The sequence below is a fragment of the Streptomyces sp. NPDC041129 genome (genome assembly GCF_055592265.1).
In genome coordinates, this window is record NZ_JBVIYV010000009.1 from 53,020 (window position 1) to 71,045 (window position 18,026).

At 70.5% G+C, this 18,026-nt stretch carries 16 protein-coding genes and 2 riboswitches; of the genes, 12 read left to right on the forward strand and 4 right to left on the reverse strand.

The window, feature by feature from the left end; genetic code table 11:
• Positions 1 to 110: 110 nt before the first annotated feature.
• On the reverse strand, positions 111 to 1,238 hold the full coding sequence (gcvT, locus tag ACZ6B1_RS25955; protein ID WP_468782198.1) for a glycine cleavage system aminomethyltransferase GcvT: 1,128 nt from the start codon (positions 1,236 to 1,238) through the stop codon (positions 111 to 113).
• A 43-nt stretch (positions 1,239 to 1,281) separates the two neighbouring features.
• Positions 1,282 to 1,395: riboswitch (glycine riboswitch) on the reverse strand.
• Positions 1,396 to 1,493: riboswitch (glycine riboswitch) on the reverse strand.
• A 179-nt stretch (positions 1,494 to 1,672) separates the two neighbouring features.
• On the opposite strand from gcvT, the gene ACZ6B1_RS25960 reads away from it, so the two are divergent.
• The 10 genes from ACZ6B1_RS25960 to ACZ6B1_RS26005 all read left to right on the forward strand — a co-directional run bounded on the left by ACZ6B1_RS25960 (position 1,673) and on the right by ACZ6B1_RS26005 (position 13,285).
• Positions 1,673 to 2,350, forward strand: a complete 678-nt coding sequence (locus ACZ6B1_RS25960) for an AAA family ATPase (RefSeq protein WP_468782575.1) — start codon at positions 1,673 to 1,675, stop codon at positions 2,348 to 2,350.
• Positions 2,351 to 2,415: 65 nt separating this feature from the next.
• Positions 2,416 to 3,210, forward strand: a complete 795-nt coding sequence (locus ACZ6B1_RS25965) for an enhanced serine sensitivity protein SseB (protein WP_468782200.1) — start codon at positions 2,416 to 2,418, stop codon at positions 3,208 to 3,210.
• A 188-nt stretch (positions 3,211 to 3,398) separates the two neighbouring features.
• The gene (locus tag ACZ6B1_RS25970) at positions 3,399 to 4,184 is read left to right on the forward strand and encodes an enhanced serine sensitivity protein SseB C-terminal domain-containing protein (protein WP_468782577.1); all 786 of its coding nucleotides are present in this window, start codon (positions 3,399 to 3,401) and stop codon (positions 4,182 to 4,184) included.
• A gap of 349 nt (positions 4,185 to 4,533) precedes the next feature.
• Positions 4,534 to 5,532, forward strand: a complete 999-nt coding sequence (locus ACZ6B1_RS25975) for an ABC transporter permease (protein WP_468782202.1) — start codon at positions 4,534 to 4,536, stop codon at positions 5,530 to 5,532.
• 59 nt (positions 5,533 to 5,591) lie between these two features.
• Entirely contained in the window at positions 5,592 to 7,340 is a 1,749-nt protein-coding gene (locus tag ACZ6B1_RS25980) for an ABC transporter substrate-binding protein (RefSeq protein WP_468782204.1), read from the forward strand.
• A 71-nt stretch (positions 7,341 to 7,411) separates the two neighbouring features.
• Positions 7,412 to 8,419 carry an ABC transporter permease gene (locus ACZ6B1_RS25985; RefSeq protein ID WP_468782206.1) on the forward strand — a complete coding sequence of 336 codons (1,008 nt, stop codon included), beginning with the start codon at positions 7,412 to 7,414 and terminating at the stop codon, positions 8,417 to 8,419.
• Positions 8,416 to 9,510, forward strand: coding sequence for an ABC transporter ATP-binding protein (locus tag ACZ6B1_RS25990; protein WP_468782208.1), 1,095 nt, complete (start codon positions 8,416 to 8,418; stop codon positions 9,508 to 9,510). The genes ACZ6B1_RS25985 and ACZ6B1_RS25990 overlap by 4 nt, the downstream gene beginning before the upstream one ends.
• Before the next feature lie 26 nt (positions 9,511 to 9,536).
• Positions 9,537 to 11,090: an ABC transporter ATP-binding protein gene (locus ACZ6B1_RS25995; RefSeq protein ID WP_468782579.1), complete on the forward strand. Its 1,554-nt coding sequence runs from the start codon at positions 9,537 to 9,539 to the stop codon at positions 11,088 to 11,090.
• 96 nt (positions 11,091 to 11,186) lie between these two features.
• Entirely contained in the window at positions 11,187 to 12,578 is a 1,392-nt protein-coding gene (locus ACZ6B1_RS26000; protein WP_468782210.1) for a M1 family metallopeptidase, read from the forward strand.
• Positions 12,579 to 12,625: 47 nt separating this feature from the next.
• Positions 12,626 to 13,285 carry a trimeric intracellular cation channel family protein gene (locus ACZ6B1_RS26005; protein WP_468782212.1) on the forward strand — a complete coding sequence of 220 codons (660 nt, stop codon included), beginning with the start codon at positions 12,626 to 12,628 and terminating at the stop codon, positions 13,283 to 13,285.
• Here the strand turns inward: ACZ6B1_RS26005 and ACZ6B1_RS26010 are convergent.
• Positions 13,194 to 14,498: an alpha/beta hydrolase gene (locus ACZ6B1_RS26010; protein WP_468782214.1), complete on the reverse strand. Its 1,305-nt coding sequence runs from the start codon at positions 14,496 to 14,498 to the stop codon at positions 13,194 to 13,196. The two genes, ACZ6B1_RS26005 and ACZ6B1_RS26010, sit on opposite strands and share 92 nt — an antisense overlap.
• Positions 14,499 to 14,675: 177 nt before the next feature.
• Here ACZ6B1_RS26010 and ACZ6B1_RS26015 point away from each other — a divergent pair, with 177 nt between their 5' ends.
• Positions 14,676 to 15,539 (forward strand): thioesterase family protein, encoded by an 864-nt coding sequence (locus ACZ6B1_RS26015; RefSeq protein WP_468782216.1) that lies wholly within the window; start codon positions 14,676 to 14,678, stop codon positions 15,537 to 15,539.
• Here the strand turns inward: ACZ6B1_RS26015 and ACZ6B1_RS26020 are convergent.
• Positions 15,526 to 16,122: a TIGR03086 family metal-binding protein gene (locus ACZ6B1_RS26020; RefSeq protein ID WP_468782218.1), complete on the reverse strand. Its 597-nt coding sequence runs from the start codon at positions 16,120 to 16,122 to the stop codon at positions 15,526 to 15,528. The genes ACZ6B1_RS26015 and ACZ6B1_RS26020 overlap by 14 nt on opposite strands.
• A 100-nt stretch (positions 16,123 to 16,222) precedes the next feature.
• Between ACZ6B1_RS26020 and ACZ6B1_RS26025 the strand changes: the two genes are divergently transcribed.
• Positions 16,223 to 17,203, forward strand: a complete 981-nt coding sequence (locus ACZ6B1_RS26025; RefSeq protein ID WP_468782220.1) for a helix-turn-helix transcriptional regulator — start codon at positions 16,223 to 16,225, stop codon at positions 17,201 to 17,203.
• 150 nt (positions 17,204 to 17,353) lie between these two features.
• On the opposite strand, the gene ACZ6B1_RS26030 is transcribed toward ACZ6B1_RS26025, so the two are convergent.
• Positions 17,354 to 17,980 (reverse strand): TetR family transcriptional regulator, encoded by a 627-nt coding sequence (locus ACZ6B1_RS26030; RefSeq protein WP_468782222.1) that lies wholly within the window; start codon positions 17,978 to 17,980, stop codon positions 17,354 to 17,356.
• Between the last annotated feature and the right edge of the window lie 46 nt (positions 17,981 to 18,026).

Here is an 18,026-nt window from a genome sequence, read left to right on the forward strand (position 1 = left end):
AATTCTCCTGTACGCGCGGGAGTGCTGATGAATGGGGGACTGCTGGACCTGCTGCTGAGCAGCGGGGATGTGCGCAGGGTCACGTCCAGTGGACGGACCGCGCCCAGTGTCTACTTCTGGCGCTTGTAGAAGGGGAGCGCCACGACCTCGTACGGCTCGTGGCTGCCCCGGATGTCCACGCCGACACCCTCGGCGCCCGGCGCCGAGTGCGCCGCGTCGACGTACGCCATCGCGATCGGCTTGCCCAGGGTGGGGGAGGGGGCGCCGGAGGTGACCTCGCCGATCACCGTGCCGCCCGCGACGACGGGGTACCCGGCTCGCGGCACCCGGCGGCCCTCGGCGACCAGGCCGACGAGCACGCGCGGCGGGTTCTGCTCGGCCCGGGCGGCGGCCCCGGCCAGCGCCTCGCGGCCCACGAAGTCGCCCTCCTTCTCGAACTTCACCACCCGGCCGAGCCCGGCGTCGAAGGGGGTCAGGGAGGTGGTCAGCTCGTGCCCGTACAGCGGCATGCCCGCCTCGAGGCGCAGGGTGTCCCGGCACGACAGGCCGCACGGCACCAGACCGGCGCCCTCGCCCGCCTTGGTCAGCGCCTGCCACAGCTCCACCGCGTGCTCCGGCTTCACGAACAGCTCGAAGCCGTCCTCGCCGGTGTAGCCCGTGCGCGCGATCAGCGCGGGGACGCCGGCGACGGTGCCGGGCAGGCCCGCGTAGTACTTCAGGCCGTCCAGGTCGGCGTCGGTCAGCGACTTCAGGATGCCGGGGGACTCGGGGCCCTGGACCGCGATCAGCGCGTAGGCGTCCCGGTCGTCGCGCACCTCGGCGTCGAAGCCCGCGGCACGCTCGGTCAGCGCGTCCAGCACCACCTGGGCGTTGGAGGCGTTGGCGACGACCATGTACTCGTGTTCGGCCAGCCGGTAGACGATCAGGTCGTCCAGGATGCCGCCGTCGGCCTGGCAGATCATGGTGTAGCGGGCGCGGCCGACACCGACGGACGCGATGTTGCCCACCAGGGCGTAGTTCAGCAGGTCGGCCGCCTGCGGCCCGGTCACGGTGATCTCGCCCATGTGCGAGAGGTCGAAGAGACCGGCCTTCGTCCGCACCGCGAGGTGCTCGTCGCGCTCGGACGCGTAGCGCAGCGGCATGTCCCAGCCGGCGAAGTCGGTCATCGTCGCGCCGAGCGAGCGGTGCAGGGCGTCGAGCGCGGTACGGCGCGGTCCAGTGGGTTCGGTACTGCTCATCGGTCGGTCGTCTCCCAGGGCAGGCATGACAGGCGAGGATCGTTCCTCCCCATCTGTCATCGGAACCTGAGAGGTTCGCCATGATCCTCGCGAGGAGTGGTCACGGCTTGCACCTTGGGTGGAGCCACTGTCGCAGCGGCCCGCTTTTCAGATGTGCCTCGCCCGCGCGGTAACGGGGCCTGAGAGATTCAAGGGAGGGACTTGCTCCTTCGGCGTCCCAGCTGAGCTGGCTGGGAACTCTCCCGCGCGGATTCAAGCGGCCGGTATGCAGTTGGCGGGCACATCATTGCACGCCGCGCCCCGGCCCGTCAGGGCCCGCATCTGTAACCGAGCTGTGGCAGTACGCGCACCCAACCGCTGGACCAGCGCATTACCTTCTCTTTACATTCAATGGGCAAAGGGTGTTCCGAGCCCACAAGGGGAGGACGATGACGGTGAACAGGACCACGGCCTACGCCGCCACCACCGGTCTCGCGGTGCCGAAGCAGCCCTCCGCCCCGGCCCGCGAGCGCTGCGCCGGACGTCCCGCCCCGGTCGTCCGCGACCTGCGCGAGCGCGCCGGGCGCAGCCCGCACGACCTGCTCTTCGGCCCCCGCGACCTGGTGGTGATCACCGGGCTGCCCGGCAGCGGCAAGTCCACCCTGATGCACCGCGCGGTCCCCGGTCACCGCGTCGACTCCCAGGACGCCCGCGACCGCTGGGACGCCCGGATGCCGCGCTTCCTCCCCTACGCGCTCTACCGCCCCCTGGTCCGGCTCGCCCACTACGCCGGACTGCGCCGCGCCCTCGGCACCGGCGAGGGGGTCGTCGTGCACGACTGCGGCACCCAGGCCTGGGTGCGCGGCTGGCTGGTCCGCGCGGCCCGGCGCCGCGGCGGCACCCTGCACCTGCTCCTGCTCGACGTCACCGCGGAGACCGCCCGCGCGGGCCAGCGCGAGCGCGGCCGCGGGGTCTCCCGATACGCCTTCCGCCGCCACCGCCGTACGGCGGCCCGTCTGCTGCGCGCGGTGGAGCGGGGAGAACTGCCCGCGGGCTGCGGCTCGGCGGTGCTGCTGGACCGGGACGCCGCGGACGTGCTGCGCCGCATCGGCTTCGCGGGCCGATCCGGCTGAGCGCCGTCCCGGGCACCCGCTAGCCTTTCGGACCACAGCAGTGGTTCCCAGCAGGCGGCAGGCAGATGGACTTCTCGGCGGCGGACCTTCCCGCGGACTATCCGGCACAGACGCACCCCCACCCGCACGGCGGTTGGCCCGGCAACGAACTGGAGGAGGTGCTCTCGGCCTCCCTCGGCGTACCCGGCGCGGGCGGCCGGATCGCCGAGGTGCTGGGCCGCAGCCTGCTGTGGATCCCGCTGCCCAACGGCGGCGGCCCGCACAGCGGTCCCCTGGACCTGCCCACGACGGAGATCGAGGGCCAGGTGTACGTCCCGGTCTTCAGCTCCGAGGAGCAGCTCCGGCTGGCCGCCGGCTCCCACATGTCGTACACCGTCGCCCCGGCGGTGGAGTTCGCCCGCGGCCTGCCCCCGCAGGCCGGCATCCTCGTGAACCCCGACGGGGTGGTCGGCCTGCCGTTGCCGCCCGGGGCGGTGGCCGAACTCTGCCGGACCGGCCACACCCCGCTGGACGGCCCCGCCACCGGTGGCCGGGTCCGTCTCTTCGAACCGGACTGGCAGGACGACCCGGTCGACTTCCTCTCCGCCGCCTCCGCCGAGTTCGCCGGCACCGGAGTGGTGGTCACGGCCCGCCGCTGTCTCGCCTCCGTCGAGACGGCCGACCCGGTGATGTTCGTGGGTGTGGAACTCTCCCAGTGGGAGGGCGACCTGCGGGCCCTTCCCCTGGAGGCCCTCGGCCGGGCTCTGGGTAAAGCCCCGGTCAAATGGCAGGTCAACCTCGTCCTCCTGGACGTCACGGACGACCCGGTGGCCACCTGGCTCAAATCCAACGTCCGCCCCTTCTACCAGTACGGCCACTGACCGGCGGGTTCGGGGACAGCAGGCCTGAGGGGCGCGGCAACTGTGCGACGAGCCGCGACCGAGCCGCACCCGCGCACGAACACAGGGCCCCGAGCCATTGGGCGCTTAAGCTGTCCCCGAACACGGGGCAAGAATCGAAGGGGCGGTAAAGACAGGTGAGCGCGAGCCCAAGCGGCAGCGTCGAGCACATGCTGCGCCAGGTCACCCCCGGCCGCTACGACGCGTACGAGGCACTGCTGCGCGCCCTCGCCACCCCCTCCTCCGGCCAGATCTGGATGCTGTTGTGGCACGGCCAGGCCGGATCCCCGGACGCCCAGTACGGGAACATGGAGGTCGACGGCTCCGGCTACGCCCCCTGTGTGACCTCCGCGCAGGAACTCTCGGCCAGTGGCTGGAACCGCTCCTACGAGGTGGTCGACGGGCTCGACGTGGCCCGCACCCTCTACCCCGACCACTACGGCCTCTGGCTCAATCCGCACGCCCCGGGCGGCGGCGTCGGCATCCCCTGGCTGGACCTGCGTCGCATCGCCACCGGCCTCGACCGCCAGCCCGCCGGCCCCCTGCGGCTGTCGGAACCCGGCATCGACGTCGCGCAGTTCTACGCCCTGCTCACGCAGAACGCCCACCGCACCCCGGCCCTGCGCTCGCTGCGCCGCGCCTGGGTGCAGCCCGCGCTCGGCGCGCCGTACCTCGCCATCGGCCTGGACGTCTACGACACCTCGCCCGCCGCCGTCGACTCGGTGCGCGCGATGATGCAGCAGTCCGTCGGCGCGGTCCCCGAGGGACTGCCGGTGTCGACGGTCGCGATGACCGACGACTACGACCCGGTGGTGCTGTGGATGCGGGCCAACGCCCGCCCGTTCTACGATCGCGACGCCCACGCGGCCGTTCCCCAGCCGCAGCCGCAGGGCCCGCCGCAGCCTCAGGCGCCGGCCCCCGGTTACGGCTACCCGCCGGTCCACGGGGGTTACTGAGCAACCGGGCCGGGGAGTCCGCCACTTGGACCGTGGTGGAGAATTCGTGCGCGGGACGGACTTCTCCGCGCGTAGAAGAGCGAAGTTTCGTCCGATTGGAGCCGAAGCGCCGTTCTGTCCCAAGTGCCCCCTGTCCGGTGGCCGTTACCCCGTGATCGGATAACGGAATCCCCTGGACTGCATCACGGTTGCGCATACTTTCCCCGCCAGCTCTGGCGGGTGATCGCAAAGAAGCTGAAGACTCCCGATTCAGACGTGAGGTCGAACCTCGCGATCGAGGCAAGTCGACAAAGCCGCAAACCGCGGCAGGCGCAGGCCGGTCACCACCGGCGAGAGGGGTCGGGTCACTGTGACCGCACCGATCGAGACCACCGGGGCGGCAGCCGAGACACAGCCGGAAGCTGTGCTCGAGGGTGCCGGTAAGGGGCGGATCGAGGGTCGTTCCCTTGGCCAGATCGCCTGGTCGAGATTCAAGAGGGACAAGGTCGCCGTCGCGGGCGGCGTCATCGTCGTCCTGCTCGTCGCGCTGGCCATCCTCTCCCGGCCCCTGCAGGCCCTGCTCGGACTCGACCCCAACGCCTTCCACCAGGACCTCATCACCCCCGACACCTCGCTGCCCAAGGGCAGTTGGGGCGGCATGAGCGCGGACCACCCGCTCGGTGTGGACCCGAAGTTCGGCCGGGACATCGCCACCCGCGTCCTGGAGGGCTCCTGGGTGTCGCTGGTGGTCGCCTTCGGTGCCACGATCCTGTCCAACGTGATCGGCGCCATCATGGGCGTCGTCGCGGGCTACTACGGCGGCCGGGTCGACAACATCATCAGCCGCCTGATGGACACCTTCCTCGCGTTCCCCCTCCTGCTGTTCGCCATCGCGATCTCCGCCACGCTGCAGGGCGGCGCGTTCGGCCTCAACGGGCTCCCGCTCCACCTGAGCGTGCTGATCTTCGTCATCGGCTTCTTCAACTGGCCCTATCTGGGCCGGATCGTGCGCGGCCAGACCCTCGCCCTGCGTGAGCGCGAGTTCGTGGACGCCTCCCGCGGCATGGGTGCCAAGGGCCCGTACATCCTGTTCCGGGAGCTGATGCCGAACCTGGTCGGCCCGATCATCGTCTACTCGACGCTGCTCATCCCGACCAACATCCTCTTCGAGGCGTCCCTGAGCTTCCTCGGTGTCGGCATCCAGCCCCCGCAGGCCTCATGGGGCGGCATGCTCCGCGAAGCGGTCACCTACTACCAGGTCGATCCCCAGTTCATGATCGTGCCCGGTCTCGCCATCTTCGTCACCGTCCTGGCGTTCAATCTGCTGGGCGACGGTCTCCGCGACGCTCTCGACCCGCGCAGCCGCTGACGCCTGCCACCACCCGAGAGCCCGAAAAGTTTCCGACTATGGAGGGGAAAGCGCCCATCATGCGAAGGTCAGCGCTGGCCGCTATCGCGGCCATCGGCTCCGCCAGCCTGCTCGTTGCAGGTTGCAGCAAGGCCGATGACAACAAGGACAACAACGGCTCGTCCGCCGGGGCCAACGCCGCGACCAAGGGTGTGGTCAACGCCTCCGAGAAGAAGGGCGGCACGGTCACCTACGAGCTGTCCGACGTGCCGGACTCCTTCGACCCCGGCAACACGTACTACGCGTACATGTACAACCTCAGCCGGCTCTACGCCCGCCCGCTGATGACGTTCCAGCCCGGCGCCGGCGAGAAGGGCAACACCCTCGTCCCGGACCTCGCCGCGAGCAAGGGCGTCCCGAGCGACGGCGGCAAGACCTGGACGTACAAGCTGCGTTCGGGCCTGAAGTACGAGGACGGCTCGCCGATCACCTCGAAGGACGTCAAGTACGCCGTCGAGCGCTCCAACTTCGCGCGCGACGTGCTCTCCCTCGGCCCGAACTACTTCCAGCAGTTCATGGCGAAGGGCGACAAGTACAAGGGCCCCTACAAGGACAAGAGCGGCAAGGGCCTGTCCTCCATCGAGACGCCGGACGACACCACGGTCGTCTTCCACCTGAACCAGGCGTTCCAGGAGTTCGACTACCTCGTCGCCGCCCCGCAGACGGCGCCGGTGCCCCAGTCCAAGGACAAGGGCGTCGACTACGTCAAGCACATCGTGTCGTCGGGCTCGTACAAGTTCCAGAGCTACGAGGACGGCAAGCAGGCCGTGCTCGTGCGCAACGAGAACTGGGACGCGAAGACCGACCCGCTGCGCAAGCAGCTCCCGGAAAAGATCGTCGTCAAGCTGAAGGTCAACCCGGAGACCATCGACCAGGACGTCATGGCCGGCAAGGCCATCGACCTGGCCGGTACCGGTGTCCAGGCCTCCACGCAGGCCAAGGTGCTCACCGACACCGCGAAGAAGGCCGGCACGGACAACACCTACGGTGGCCGTCTCGTCTACATGGCGATCAACACCAAGGTGAAGCCGTTCGACAAGGTCGAGTGCCGCAAGGCCGTGCAGTACGCGATCGACAAGGTCTCGGTGCAGACCGCCGAGGGCGGCCCGATCCGCGGCGACATCGCCTCCACCGTGCTGCCTCCGGACATCCCGGGCTACGCCAAGTCGGACGTCTACGCGACCTCCGGCAACAAGGGTGACGCGGCCAAGGCCAAGGAGCAGCTGAAGGCCTGCGGCAAGTCGTCGATCAGCACCAACATCTCGGCCCGCTCGGACCGTCCGCAGGAGATCGACGCCGCCACGGCGATCATCAACTCGCTGAAGAAGGTCGGCATCAACGCCAGCCTGAAGCAGTACCCGTCCGGCAAGTACTTCACCGACTACGCCGGTGTCCCGAAGTTCACCGAGAAGCAGAACCTCGGTCTGATCATGATGCAGTGGGGTGCCGACTGGCCCTCCGGCTACGGCTTCCTGCAGCAGATCCTGAACGGCAAGGCGATCAGCCAGTCGGGTAACACCAACCTGTCGCAGTACGACAACAAGGACGTCAACTCCCTGCTGGGCAAGGCGATCGGTACGCAGGACGACGCTGAGCGCAACAGCCTGTACACGCAGATCGACAAGAAGACCATGGACGACGCCGTCCTCGTCCCGCTGACCTACTTCAAGGTCCTGCTGGCCCGCCCGCAGAACTACACCAACCTGGTTTCCACGGCGGCCTTCAGCGGTCAGTACGACTACCTCAACATCGGCGTCGCGTCGAAGTAGCAGCCCCGGAAGGCAGGTGAAGGCATTGGTGCCCGCGGGCTTCGCGGCCCGCGGCACCAGCGCCGGTCCCCGTGATCTCGTACATCCTCCGCCGGACGTTCGCGGCAGTGATCCTGCTGCTGGTCGTCTCCGCGGTCACCTTCGCCATCTTCTTCCTGCTGCCACGGCTTGCCGGCCAGACAGCGGACCAGTTGGCGCAGCAGTACATCGGCAAGAGCCCGTCGAAGGCGGACATCGCCGCTGTCAAGCACAACCTCGGTCTGGACCAGCCTGTCTACGTCCAGTACTGGCACTTCATCAAGGGGATCGTGGCCGGCGCCACCTACGACCTCGGCCCCACCACGGTGCACTGCGACGCACCCTGCTTCGGTTATTCCTTCAAGAACCACCAGGCAGTGTGGCCGGAGCTCACCTCCCGTCTTCCGATCACCCTCTCGCTGGCCGCGGGCGCCGCCGTGCTGTGGCTGCTCTCGGGTGTCGTGGCCGGTGTCATTTCCGCGCTGAAGCCGCGTTCGTTCCTCGACCGGACCTTCATGGGCATCGCGCTCACCGGCGTCTCGCTGCCCATGTTCTTCACGGGCAACCTGGCGCTCCTGCTCTTCCACTTCAAGTGGCCCATCTTCGGAAGCGACTACGTCCCGCTCACCGAGAATCCCGAGCAGTGGGCCAACACCCTCTTCCCGGCGTGGTGTTCTCTGGCTCTGCTGTACTCCGCCATCTACGCCCGGCTGACCCGTTCGGGCATGCTGGAGACGATGAACGAGGACTTCATCCGCACGGCCCGGGCCAAGGGGCTGCGCGAGCGCAGGGTCGTCGTCCGGCACGGACTCCGGGCCGCCCTGACCCCGATCATCACGGTCTTCGGCATGGACATCGGCCTCCTGCTCGGCGGCGCCGTGATCACCGAGTCGGTGTTCTCGCTGCCCGGCATCGGCCAGTACGCGGTGCAGGGCATCACCGACAACGACCTGCCGAAGATCCTGGGCGTGACGCTGCTCGCCGCCTTCTTCGTCGTCATCGCAAATCTCCTGGTGGACGTGCTCTACGCCGCCGCCGACCCGCGGGTGAGGCTCTCGTGACCGAACTCTCCAAGACCGGCGCCGCCGTGGGCGAGCCCACCTCCGCGTCCCAGCCCCCCAAGGCCTTCCTCGAGGTCCGCGACCTCAGGGTGCACTTCCCGACCGACGACGGCCTGGTCAAGTCCGTCGACGGGCTCAGCTTCTCGCTGGAGAAGGGCCGCACCCTCGCCGTCGTCGGTGAGTCCGGCTCCGGCAAGTCCGTCACCTCGCAGGCCATCATGGGCCTGCACCGGCTCGGCACCAGCGGCAAGAACGTGCGGATGACCGGCGAGATCTGGCTGGACGGCAAGGAACTGGTCTCCGCCACCCCGGACGAGGTGCGCAAGCTCCGCGGCCGCGAGATGGCGATGATCTTCCAGGACCCGCTGTCCGCGATGCACCCGTACTACAAGGTCGGCGACCAGATCGTCGAGGCGTACCGGGTCCACCACGACGTCAGCAAGAAGGTCGCCCGCAAGCGGGCCATCGAGATGCTCGACCGGGTCGGCATCCCCGAGCCGGCCAAGCGCGTCGACGGCTACCCGCACGAGTTCTCCGGCGGTATGCGCCAGCGCGCCATGATCGCCATGGCCCTGGTCAACAACCCCGAGCTGCTCATCGCGGACGAGCCGACCACCGCGCTGGACGTCACCGTCCAGGCGCAGATCCTCGACCTGATCCGTGACCTGCAGAAGGAGTTCGGCTCCGCGGTCATCATGGTCACCCACGACCTCGGTGTGGTCGCCGAGATCGCCGACGACGTCCTCGTGATGTACGGCGGCCGGTGTGTGGAGCGCGGGCCCGCCGCCCAGGTATTCGAGCAGCCGCAGCACCCCTACACCTGGGGTCTGCTCGGCTCGATGCCGCGCATCGACCGCGACACCTCCGAACGGCTCATCCCGGTCAAGGGCCAGCCGCCGAGCCTCATCAACGTCCCCTCGGGCTGCGCCTTCCACCCGCGCTGCCCGTACGCGGACATCCCCAAGGGGAACGTCACCCGCACGGTGCGCCCCGAGCTGGAGCAGGTGAGCACCGGGCACTGGTCCGCCTGCCACCTCCCGGCCGAGGACCGTGAGCGGATCTGGACCGAAGAGATTGCGCCGAAGCTGTGAGTGAGACCAAGAAGACGGACGAGGCCGTGATCCCGCAGCAGGCGCAGGCCCCCGCGGGTGACTCGGCGGACCGTGAGGTGCTGCTCAGGGTCGAGGGCCTGAAGAAGCACTTCCCGATCAAGAAGGGCATTCTCCAGCGCCAGGTCGGCGCGGTGAAGGCCGTCGACGGGATCGACTTCGAGGTGCGCAAGGGCGAGACCCTGGGCGTGGTGGGCGAGTCGGGCTGCGGCAAGTCGACCATGGGCCGGGTCATCACCCGCCTCCAGGACCCGACCGGCGGCACGATCACGTTCGACGGCCAGGACATCACGCGGCTGCGGACCGGGCAGATGCGCCCGCTGCGCCGCGACATCCAGATGATCTTCCAGGACCCGTACGGCTCCCTGAACCCCCGCCACACCATCGGCTCGATCGTCTCCGCGCCGTTCCGGTTGCAGGGCGTGGAGCCCGAGGGCGGTGTGAAGAAGGAGGTCCAGCGGCTGCTCGAGCTGGTCGGTCTGAGCCCCGAGCACTACAACCGCTACCCGCACGAGTTCTCCGGCGGCCAGCGCCAGCGCATCGGCATCGCCCGCGCGCTCGCGCTGAAGCCGAAGCTGGTCGTTGCCGACGAGCCGGTCTCCGCGCTGGACGTGTCGATCCAGGCGCAGGTCGTGAACCTCATGGACGACCTCCAGGAGGAACTCGGCCTCACCTACGTGATCATCGCGCACGACCTGTCGGTCGTCCGGCACGTCTCGGACCGGATCGCGGTGATGTACCTCGGCAAGATCGTCGAGCTGGCCGACCGCACCTCGCTGTACGAGGCGCCGATGCACCCGTACACCAAGGCGCTGATGTCGGCGGTGCCGGTGCCGGACACCAAGCGCCGGGGACAGAAGAGCGAGCGCATCCTGCTCCGCGGTGACGTGCCCTCGCCCATCGCCCCGCCGCCCGGCTGCCGTTTCCACACCCGATGCTGGAAGGCGACGGACATCTGCCGGACGACCGAGCCGCAGCTCCTGGAGCTGAAGCCCGGTCAGCGGGTCGCCTGCCACCACCCGGAGAACTTCGCCGACCAGGCCCCGCAGGACACGGTCCTGCTGTCGGTGGCGAAGGAAGCGTCGGAACTGGTCCCGGACGCCGTGCTGGAGGAGTCGGCGGCTGCCGGGGCCGCCGGAACGGACGCCGCGGAGAAGCCGGCGGCTGCCGGGGTCGCCGCGACGGAGAAGTCCGAGGCCGACGCCACGGACAAGCCCGAGGCGGTTGCCGCGGACGAGTCCGCTGCCGACGCGGAGGAGAAGCCCGCCGCTGCCGAGGCCGACGCGGCGGACGAGTCCGCGACCGACGCGCAGGAGGAGCCCGCGACCGCCGGGACCGAAGCGGCCGCGGAGTCCGACGCCGACGCGGAGTCCGAGGCCGACGCGGAGAAGCCCGACGCGGTGAAGGAGTCGGCGGAGGCGGCCGAGGCCGTCGCCGAGGCCGGTTCCGTGAAGACCGGGCCCGGTGCCAGGACCTCGACCGGCAAGGCCGAGCCCGAGGCCACCGCGCCCGCCGAGGAGCCCGCCGCCGACACCGACTCCCAGGAGTCAACCGGCAAGTAGCACATGACGGAACTGCAAAGTCATGTACATGTCTGAGCGGGAGAGTGCAGAGTCGTCCGTGCCCGACCACTGATCGGCACGCTCGAAGGGACGACCATGGCACTCTCCCGTTCGGCACGGTTAGGGGCCCTCGCCACCGCGGCGGCCTCCTTCCTCCTCATCGCGGCGTCGCCCGCCCCGACCGCCGGCGCGCCCGGCATCGGCGACACCTACTTCCCGGGGCTCGGCAACGGCGGCTACGACGCCCGCCACTACGACCTGGACGTCGCCTACGCCCCCGGCACCGGCCGCCTTGACGGCCGTACCACCCTCACGGCGCGCGCCACCCAGAACCTCTCCTCCTTCGATCTCGACCTCCAGCGGCTGGAGATCACCCGGGTCGAGGTCGACGGCAGAAGCGCGCGCTTCACCCGGCACGGCGACGAGGTCACCGTCACCCCGCGCCACACCCTGCGCAAGGGCCGCGAGTTCACCGTCTCCGTCACCTACGGCGGCGTTCCCGAACCGCTCGGCGGCCCCATCGTCTTCGGCTCCAGCTACGGCTGGATGAAGACGCCCGACGGTGTCTTCGTCGCCTGCGAACCGAACGCCGCCTCCACCTGGTTCCCGTCCAGCGACCACCCTTCCGACAAGGCCACCTACGACATCCGGATCAAGGCGCCCAAGGGCCTGACCGGTGTCTCCAACGGCCGGCTCGTCTCCACCCGCGACCGGGGCGGTTCGACGTACACGCACTGGCGGGAGAGCCGGCCGATGGCCACGTACCTGGCGACCGCCACCATCGGCAGGTTCGACGTGCGGACGGGCCGCACCCCGGGCGGCATCCCCGTCTACGTGGCCATCGACCCCGTGCTGAAGAACAGCAACAACGTCGACGTCTACGCCGTCACCGCCGCCGCCACCGACTACTGGTCCCGGATCTTCGGCCCGTACCCCTTCGAGGAGACCGGCGCCATCGTGGACGACATGCCCGCGGCCGGGTTCTCCCTCGAGGTGCAGAGCAAGCCCGCCTACTCGGCCGTGCGCAACGAGTCGACGATCGTGCACGAGCTGGCCCACCAGTGGTTCGGCGACTCGGTCAGCGTGGCGCGGTGGAAGGACATCTGGCTCAACGAGGGCTTCGCCACCTACGCCCAGTGGCTTTGGGCGGAGCACCAGGGCACCCGCTCGGCCCACGACTCCTTCCGCGCCGCCTACGACGCCCGCCCGGCCGACTCCTCCTTCTGGCAGATCAAGGTGGCCGACCCGCAGCGGGACACCATGTTCGCCTCCGCCGTCTACCAGCGCGGCGCGATGACCCTGCAGATGCTCCGGGAGCGGATCGGCGACCGGGCGTTCTTCAGGCTGCTGCCCGCCTGGACCCGGCTGCACCGGTACGGCAACGCGGAGACGTCCGACTTCGTCCACCTCGCCGAGCGGATCAGCGGGCAGCGACTGGACGATCTGTTCGGCACCTGGCTGTATACGACAGGCCGACCCGCCCTCTGACCCTGCACTTGTAAGGCGCACGCCCTCTGACGGGTGAGAATGGCAGGGTGCAGCTCCAGCAACTCTTCAGTCCCTCCGTCCAGCACACGCTCGACGTCATCGGCATCTTCGTGTTCGCGATCTCCGGCGCGCTGCTGGCCGTCCGGAAGAACTTCGACATCTTCGGGATCGCCGTACTCGCCGAGGTCACCGCGCTGGGCGGGGGACTGTTCCGCGACGTGGTCATCGGGGCCGTGCCCCCGGCCGCCTTCACGGACCTCGGGTACTTCCTCACCCCGCTGCTCGCCACGCTCGTGGTCTTCTTCCTGCACCCGCACGTGGAGCGCATCCAGACGGGGGTCCTGGTCTTCGACGCGGCCGGCCTCGGCCTCTTCTGCGTCAGCGGCACGACCAAGGCGTACTCCTACGGCCTCAACCTGACCGCGTCGGCGACCATGGGCCTCGCCACGGCGGTCGGCGGCGGTGTGCTGCGGGACGTGCTCGCCAACGAGGTCCCCTCGCTGCTGCGCTGGGACCGCGACCTGTACGCGGTCCCCGCGATCGTCGGCGCCACCATGGTGGCCCTCTGCATCCGCTACGACACCCTGACCCCGCTCACCAGCGGGCTCGCGGTCGTCACCGCCTTCGTCCTGCGGCTGCTCGCGATGAAGTTCCACTGGCGAGCGCCGCGTGCGTGGAACCGGCGCTCGACGGTGACCGAGGAGTAGCCCCGGCGACCCCGTTTCCGGTCCCGGCGCCGGGGCCGCTCAGGGGCGCCGTGCCGGCCCCGGCGAGCGAGCCGTCCTCACCCCTGGCGCGGTTCTGGCCCATCTGCAGGGTCAGCCAGCGGAACACCTCGGGGACCTGCGGCCGCCACAGCGCCATGGTGTGACCGCCGGCGCTGCGCGGCAGGAACACCACGTGCACGGTCGTCGGCGCCTTGGCGATCGCCTGCAGCGCCGCGCCCGCCTGGTAGCCGTCGCCGGACTCGCCGGAGACGTAGAGGGCGATCCGGGGCGGCTCGGCAGCCTTGCGCAGCAGCAGGTAGGGGTTGTTCCGGGCGCGCAGGGCGGGGCTCTGGGCGGCCAGCGAGTTGCGTTCGCCGATCGGGTCGTTGTAGCCGGACAGGCTCACGGCGGCCCGGTAACGGTCGGGGTGGGCCACGGCCAGTTTGACCGCGCAGTGCGCGCCGGCCGAGTAGCCGGCCACCGCCCAGCCCGACGGCGCCGGCTGGGCGCGGAAGTTGTCCAGCACCATCCTCGGCACGTCGACGCTCAGCCAGCTGTCCGCGTTGACCTGCCCGGGGACGTTGGCGCAGCCGGTGTCGACGCCGGCCAGCAGGTTGGTGCGCGGCGCGACCAGGATGAAGGGCGCCACCCGGCCGTCGCGCATCAGCGGCAGCACCTGCTCGTGCGCCCTGAGCGCGCCGAACCAGGCCTTCGCCGAGCCGGGGTAGCCCGGCAGCAGCTCCACGACCGGGAACTTCCGGTGGCGGAAGGCGGGTTCGCCGTACTGGGGCGGCAGCCAGACGTAGACCTCGGCGTTCACACCGGAGACCCGCCCCCGGAGCTGGGTGACGCGCACCCCGCCGGCCGCGCGCATCCCGGCTCCGTCGGCCGGCCTGAAGTCCTGCGCGACCCGGGGCAGTCGCTTCAGGGCGATCCCGCCGGTGCCGTCCCGGCCAAGGTCGGCGGCCTGCTGGACGTGGTCGCCGGTGCCGATGAGGTCGGCCCAGTTGTCGTACAGGCCGTTCTGGTTGTTGACCAGCACGAAGACCAGCGTCACGGCCGTGCCCTGGGCGAACAGCAGCATCAGCACCCGGGCCGCGGCGCGCAGCGGCTTCGGCCCGGGCGTCCTCGACCACAGCAGGAGCGGCAGTATGAGGGCGACCACGGACAGCACGACGATCGTGCAGAGGAACGGAGTCCCGGTGAGGCTCATGTCCCCATAGAGGGTGATCACCGGCCGGGGGTTGTGGACGTGTTCGGACACTTACCTGGAAATTGCCGGAATCTCACCCGGGGAGCCCTCCTGGCTGGGCCGGGTGGCCGGATCACGTTCACCCGGCCCCACTCTCAAAAGCTACCGCTTAGTAATTTCCTGTTGTACCGTTCACCCATGCCAGAAGCAGCTTCCGCCCCCTCCCCGTCGCGGGCCGTGATCGGCGACAGCGAGTTCGACCGTGACACGGCGGTCACCCGGCGCGAGACCGGTGTCTACGACATCGACCTCTCGGCCGGCTGGACCATCATCAACGCCGTCAACGGCGGCTATCTGCTGGCCGTCCTCGGCAGGGCCCTCGCGGACACCCTCCCGCACCCGGACCCCTTCACCGTCTCCGCGCACTACCTGACGGCGTCCCAGCCGGGCCCGGCGGTCGTCCGCACGCAGACCGTCCGCACCGGCCGCACCCTCTCCACGGGCCAGGCCTCGCTCCTCCAGTACGACGACGAGGGCAACGAGGTCGAGCGGATCCGCGTCCTCGCCTCCTACGGCGACCTCGCCGACCTGCCAGACGACGTCCGCACCACGGCCGCCCCGCCGGCGATCCCGCCGCTGGACCAGTGCTTCGGCCCGCAGGACGGTCCCGCCCCGGTCGAGGGCAGCTCGGCCATCGCCGACCGGCTGATGCTCAAGCTGGACCCCGCCACCCTCGGCTGGGCGCTCGGCGCGCCCTCCGGCAAGGGCGAGATGCGGGCCTGGTTCGGGCTGGCCGACGGCCGCGACGCCGATCCGCTCTCGCTGCTGCTCGCGGTCGACGCGCTGCCGCCCACCGCCTTCGAGATCGGCCTCAAGGGCTGGGTGCCCACGGTGGAACTCACCGTCCACGTCCGGCACCGCCCGGCCCCCGGACCGCTGCGGGTGTCGATCACCACCCGCAACCTGGCCGGCGGATTCCTGGAGGAGGACGCCGAGGTCTGGGACAGCGCGGACCGGCTGGTCGCCCAGTCCCGGCAGCTCGCCCGGGTCAGGCTCGGCTGAGCGGGGTGCGGCCCAGCCAGGCCGCCAGCCGCTCGTAGACACCGGCGCCCTCGGGGGCGCCGGTGCGAGCGGCGAACGGGGTGGCGGCGTCCCGCGGCCTTGCGTCGGGCAGCACCCGGCGGGCGTTGGCGAGCGAGAACTCGGCCAGCTCGGGGTCGAGTTCCAGCGGGTGGCCGAGGGCCTCGGCGAGGTCCCAGGTGTGGGTCACGATCTCCATCACATAGCCCGACAGCGCCGCGTGGCCTGGGACCTCGCCCCACGGCACGCGTACCGTCGTCACCATCCGCTCGTCGCTCTCCCAGGCCCTGAGCACCCGGACCCTGACCTCGTCGTAGGCCGCCGCCCAGCCGTCGTCGGCGACCCCGTCGGTGGACGGGTCGACGGCGAGCCCGTCACCGCCTTCGCCGACCACCGCGATCCGCCGGGTGCCGCCGACGACATGGCCGAGCAGGCCACGGACATCGAACTCGGAACACGGGGTCGGCCGGGTGAGGTCCTCGGGGCGCACGGTCTTGATGAGGGCGGCCGCCTGCTCGGTCGCGCGGACGTAATAGGGGCGCGGGTCGGTGAACTCGTTCGTCATGACATGCCTCTCGGTGAGTCGTTGCGTCGAGCATCCCCGGATAACCTGACACCTGCCGTCAGCATTTGCGTGGACCGGGACGCGGCGGGATTCTGGGCGCGTGAAGTCCGACCGGCTGCTGTCGATCCTGCTGCTCCTGCAGACCCGTGGGCGCGTACCGGCGCGCGAACTGGCCGACCGGCTCGAGGTGTCGGTCCGCACCATCTACCGGGACGTCGAGGCCCTGTCGGCGTCCGGTGTGCCGGTGTACGCCGAGCGCGGCCGGCACGGCGGCATCGAACTCCTCGCCGGTTTCCGCACCGACGTCACCGGCCTGACAGCGGACGAGTCCCGGGCGCTGTTCATCCTGGCCGCGCAGGGCGCCCACGCGGCGCTCGGCCTGGACACCGCCCTCGGCTCCGCCCTGCGCAAGGTGATGGCCGCCCTGCCGGCGCCCCACCGGCCCGCCGCCGAGGTCACCAGCCGCCGCATCCTGGTCGACGCCACCCGCTGGCTCGGCGGCCCCCAGCCGGCCGTGGATCTGGAGGTGCTGCAGGACGCGGTCTTCTCCGACCGGCGGCTGCGGCTGCGCTACCGGCACAGCGGGGACCGGGAGCCGTCCACGTACACGGTGGACCCCTACGGCCTGGTCGCCAAGGCGGGGGTCTGGTACCTGGCCGCCGACCGCCGGGGCGCGCCCCGGCTGTTCCGCGCCGACCGGGTGCGCTCGGCCCGGCTGCTCGACGATCCCGTGCGGCGGCGGCCCGGCGTCGAACTCGCGGACGTCTGGGAGGTGCTGCGCCGTCAGGTGGAGGAGCGGCCGGGGGGCGGCGTCGACGTCACCGTGCGGGTGCGGCGCGAACGCCTCGACATGTTCCGGCGCATGGCCGCCGCGCAACTGACCGAGGTCCCCGACGACGACGGGGTGAGCGACTGGGTCACCGCCCGGATGACGTACCCGGTGCTGCGCGCGGTGCGCCAACTGCTCGGATTCTCCGACCAGGTGGAGATCCTCGGCCCGCCCGAGGCGCGCGCCGAACTGCTGCGGGCGGTCGGCTCCGTCACGGCCCTGTATCAGCGGGCCGGTCCGGAGGTCGATTGAAGTGCCCGGTGGACGGCTGTACTTGAGGCGCGCTTTGCCCGACTGACTGCGCCGGGACAGGGGCCCGGCGGGGGTCAGGCCGAGGGGCGGTCCGGGGGGCAGGCGTGGCAGGGCTGACGGGCCGGGAGGCGCCGGACCGCACGGAGCGGCTCAGTCCAGCCAGTGGTGGCGGCCGATGCTGATGAGCCGCAACTGCCGCCGGGCGAGCAGGGTGACGCGCTCCCGCTCTTCCTCCGGTGCTTCCAGTGACTCCAGGAACAGGGAGGCCGTCAGCAGCATCTGGTCGACGTAGAGGTGCGCGAGCATCCGCAGGTCGTCGTCGTTCCAGCCGCGCGCCTCCGGGTCGCCTGCCAGCTCGGCCTTCACCTCCTCGGCGAAACGGGCCAGTTGGTCGCGGATGGCCTCGCGGACCGGCTGGACTCCGCCATGTCGCTCACGGGCGATGAAACGGACGTGTGCGGGGTACGCGTCCACGTGGCGGGCGATCAGCTCGACGGCGCGCGTGATGCGCTCGCCACTGTCACCGGCCGCGGACACCGTCGTCCGCACCATCGGATGCAGGCTGCCCAGTGCCTCGTCGACCAGGGCCACGCCGAGGTCGGCGGTGGAGCGGAAGTGCCGGTAGAAGGCGGTCGGAGCGACTCCGACGGCACGGGTGACCTCGCGCAGGCCGAGGCTGCTCAGACTCTGCTCCTCCAGCAGCGCGAGCGCCGCGTCCAGAAACGCCTGCCGCGTCTTCTGCTTCTGGGCCTGCCGGATGCCGAGGGTGTGACTCATGTCATCCAGTTAACAACTGTTCTCTGGAATTGGGAAGCCGGGGGAC

Bases quoted from the DNA above. Each gene is read 5' to 3' on its own strand.
- gcvT (WP_468782198.1), bottom strand. From the start codon at position 1,238: ATGAGCAGTACCGAACCCACTGGACCGCGCCGTACCGCGCTCGACGCC.
- ACZ6B1_RS25965 (WP_468782200.1), top strand. From the start codon at position 2,416: ATGGACTTCTCGGCGGCGGACCTTCCCGCGGACTATCCGGCACAGACG.
- ACZ6B1_RS25970 (WP_468782577.1), top strand. From the start codon at position 3,399: ATGCTGCGCCAGGTCACCCCCGGCCGCTACGACGCGTACGAGGCACTG.
- ACZ6B1_RS25980 (WP_468782204.1), top strand. From the start codon at position 5,592: ATGCGAAGGTCAGCGCTGGCCGCTATCGCGGCCATCGGCTCCGCCAGC.
- ACZ6B1_RS26000 (WP_468782210.1), top strand. From the start codon at position 11,187: ATGGCACTCTCCCGTTCGGCACGGTTAGGGGCCCTCGCCACCGCGGCG.
- ACZ6B1_RS26010 (WP_468782214.1), bottom strand. From the start codon at position 14,498: ATGAGCCTCACCGGGACTCCGTTCCTCTGCACGATCGTCGTGCTGTCC.
- ACZ6B1_RS26015 (WP_468782216.1), top strand. From the start codon at position 14,676: ATGCCAGAAGCAGCTTCCGCCCCCTCCCCGTCGCGGGCCGTGATCGGC.
- ACZ6B1_RS26020 (WP_468782218.1), bottom strand. From the start codon at position 16,122: ATGACGAACGAGTTCACCGACCCGCGCCCCTATTACGTCCGCGCGACC.
- ACZ6B1_RS26030 (WP_468782222.1), bottom strand. From the start codon at position 17,980: ATGAGTCACACCCTCGGCATCCGGCAGGCCCAGAAGCAGAAGACGCGG.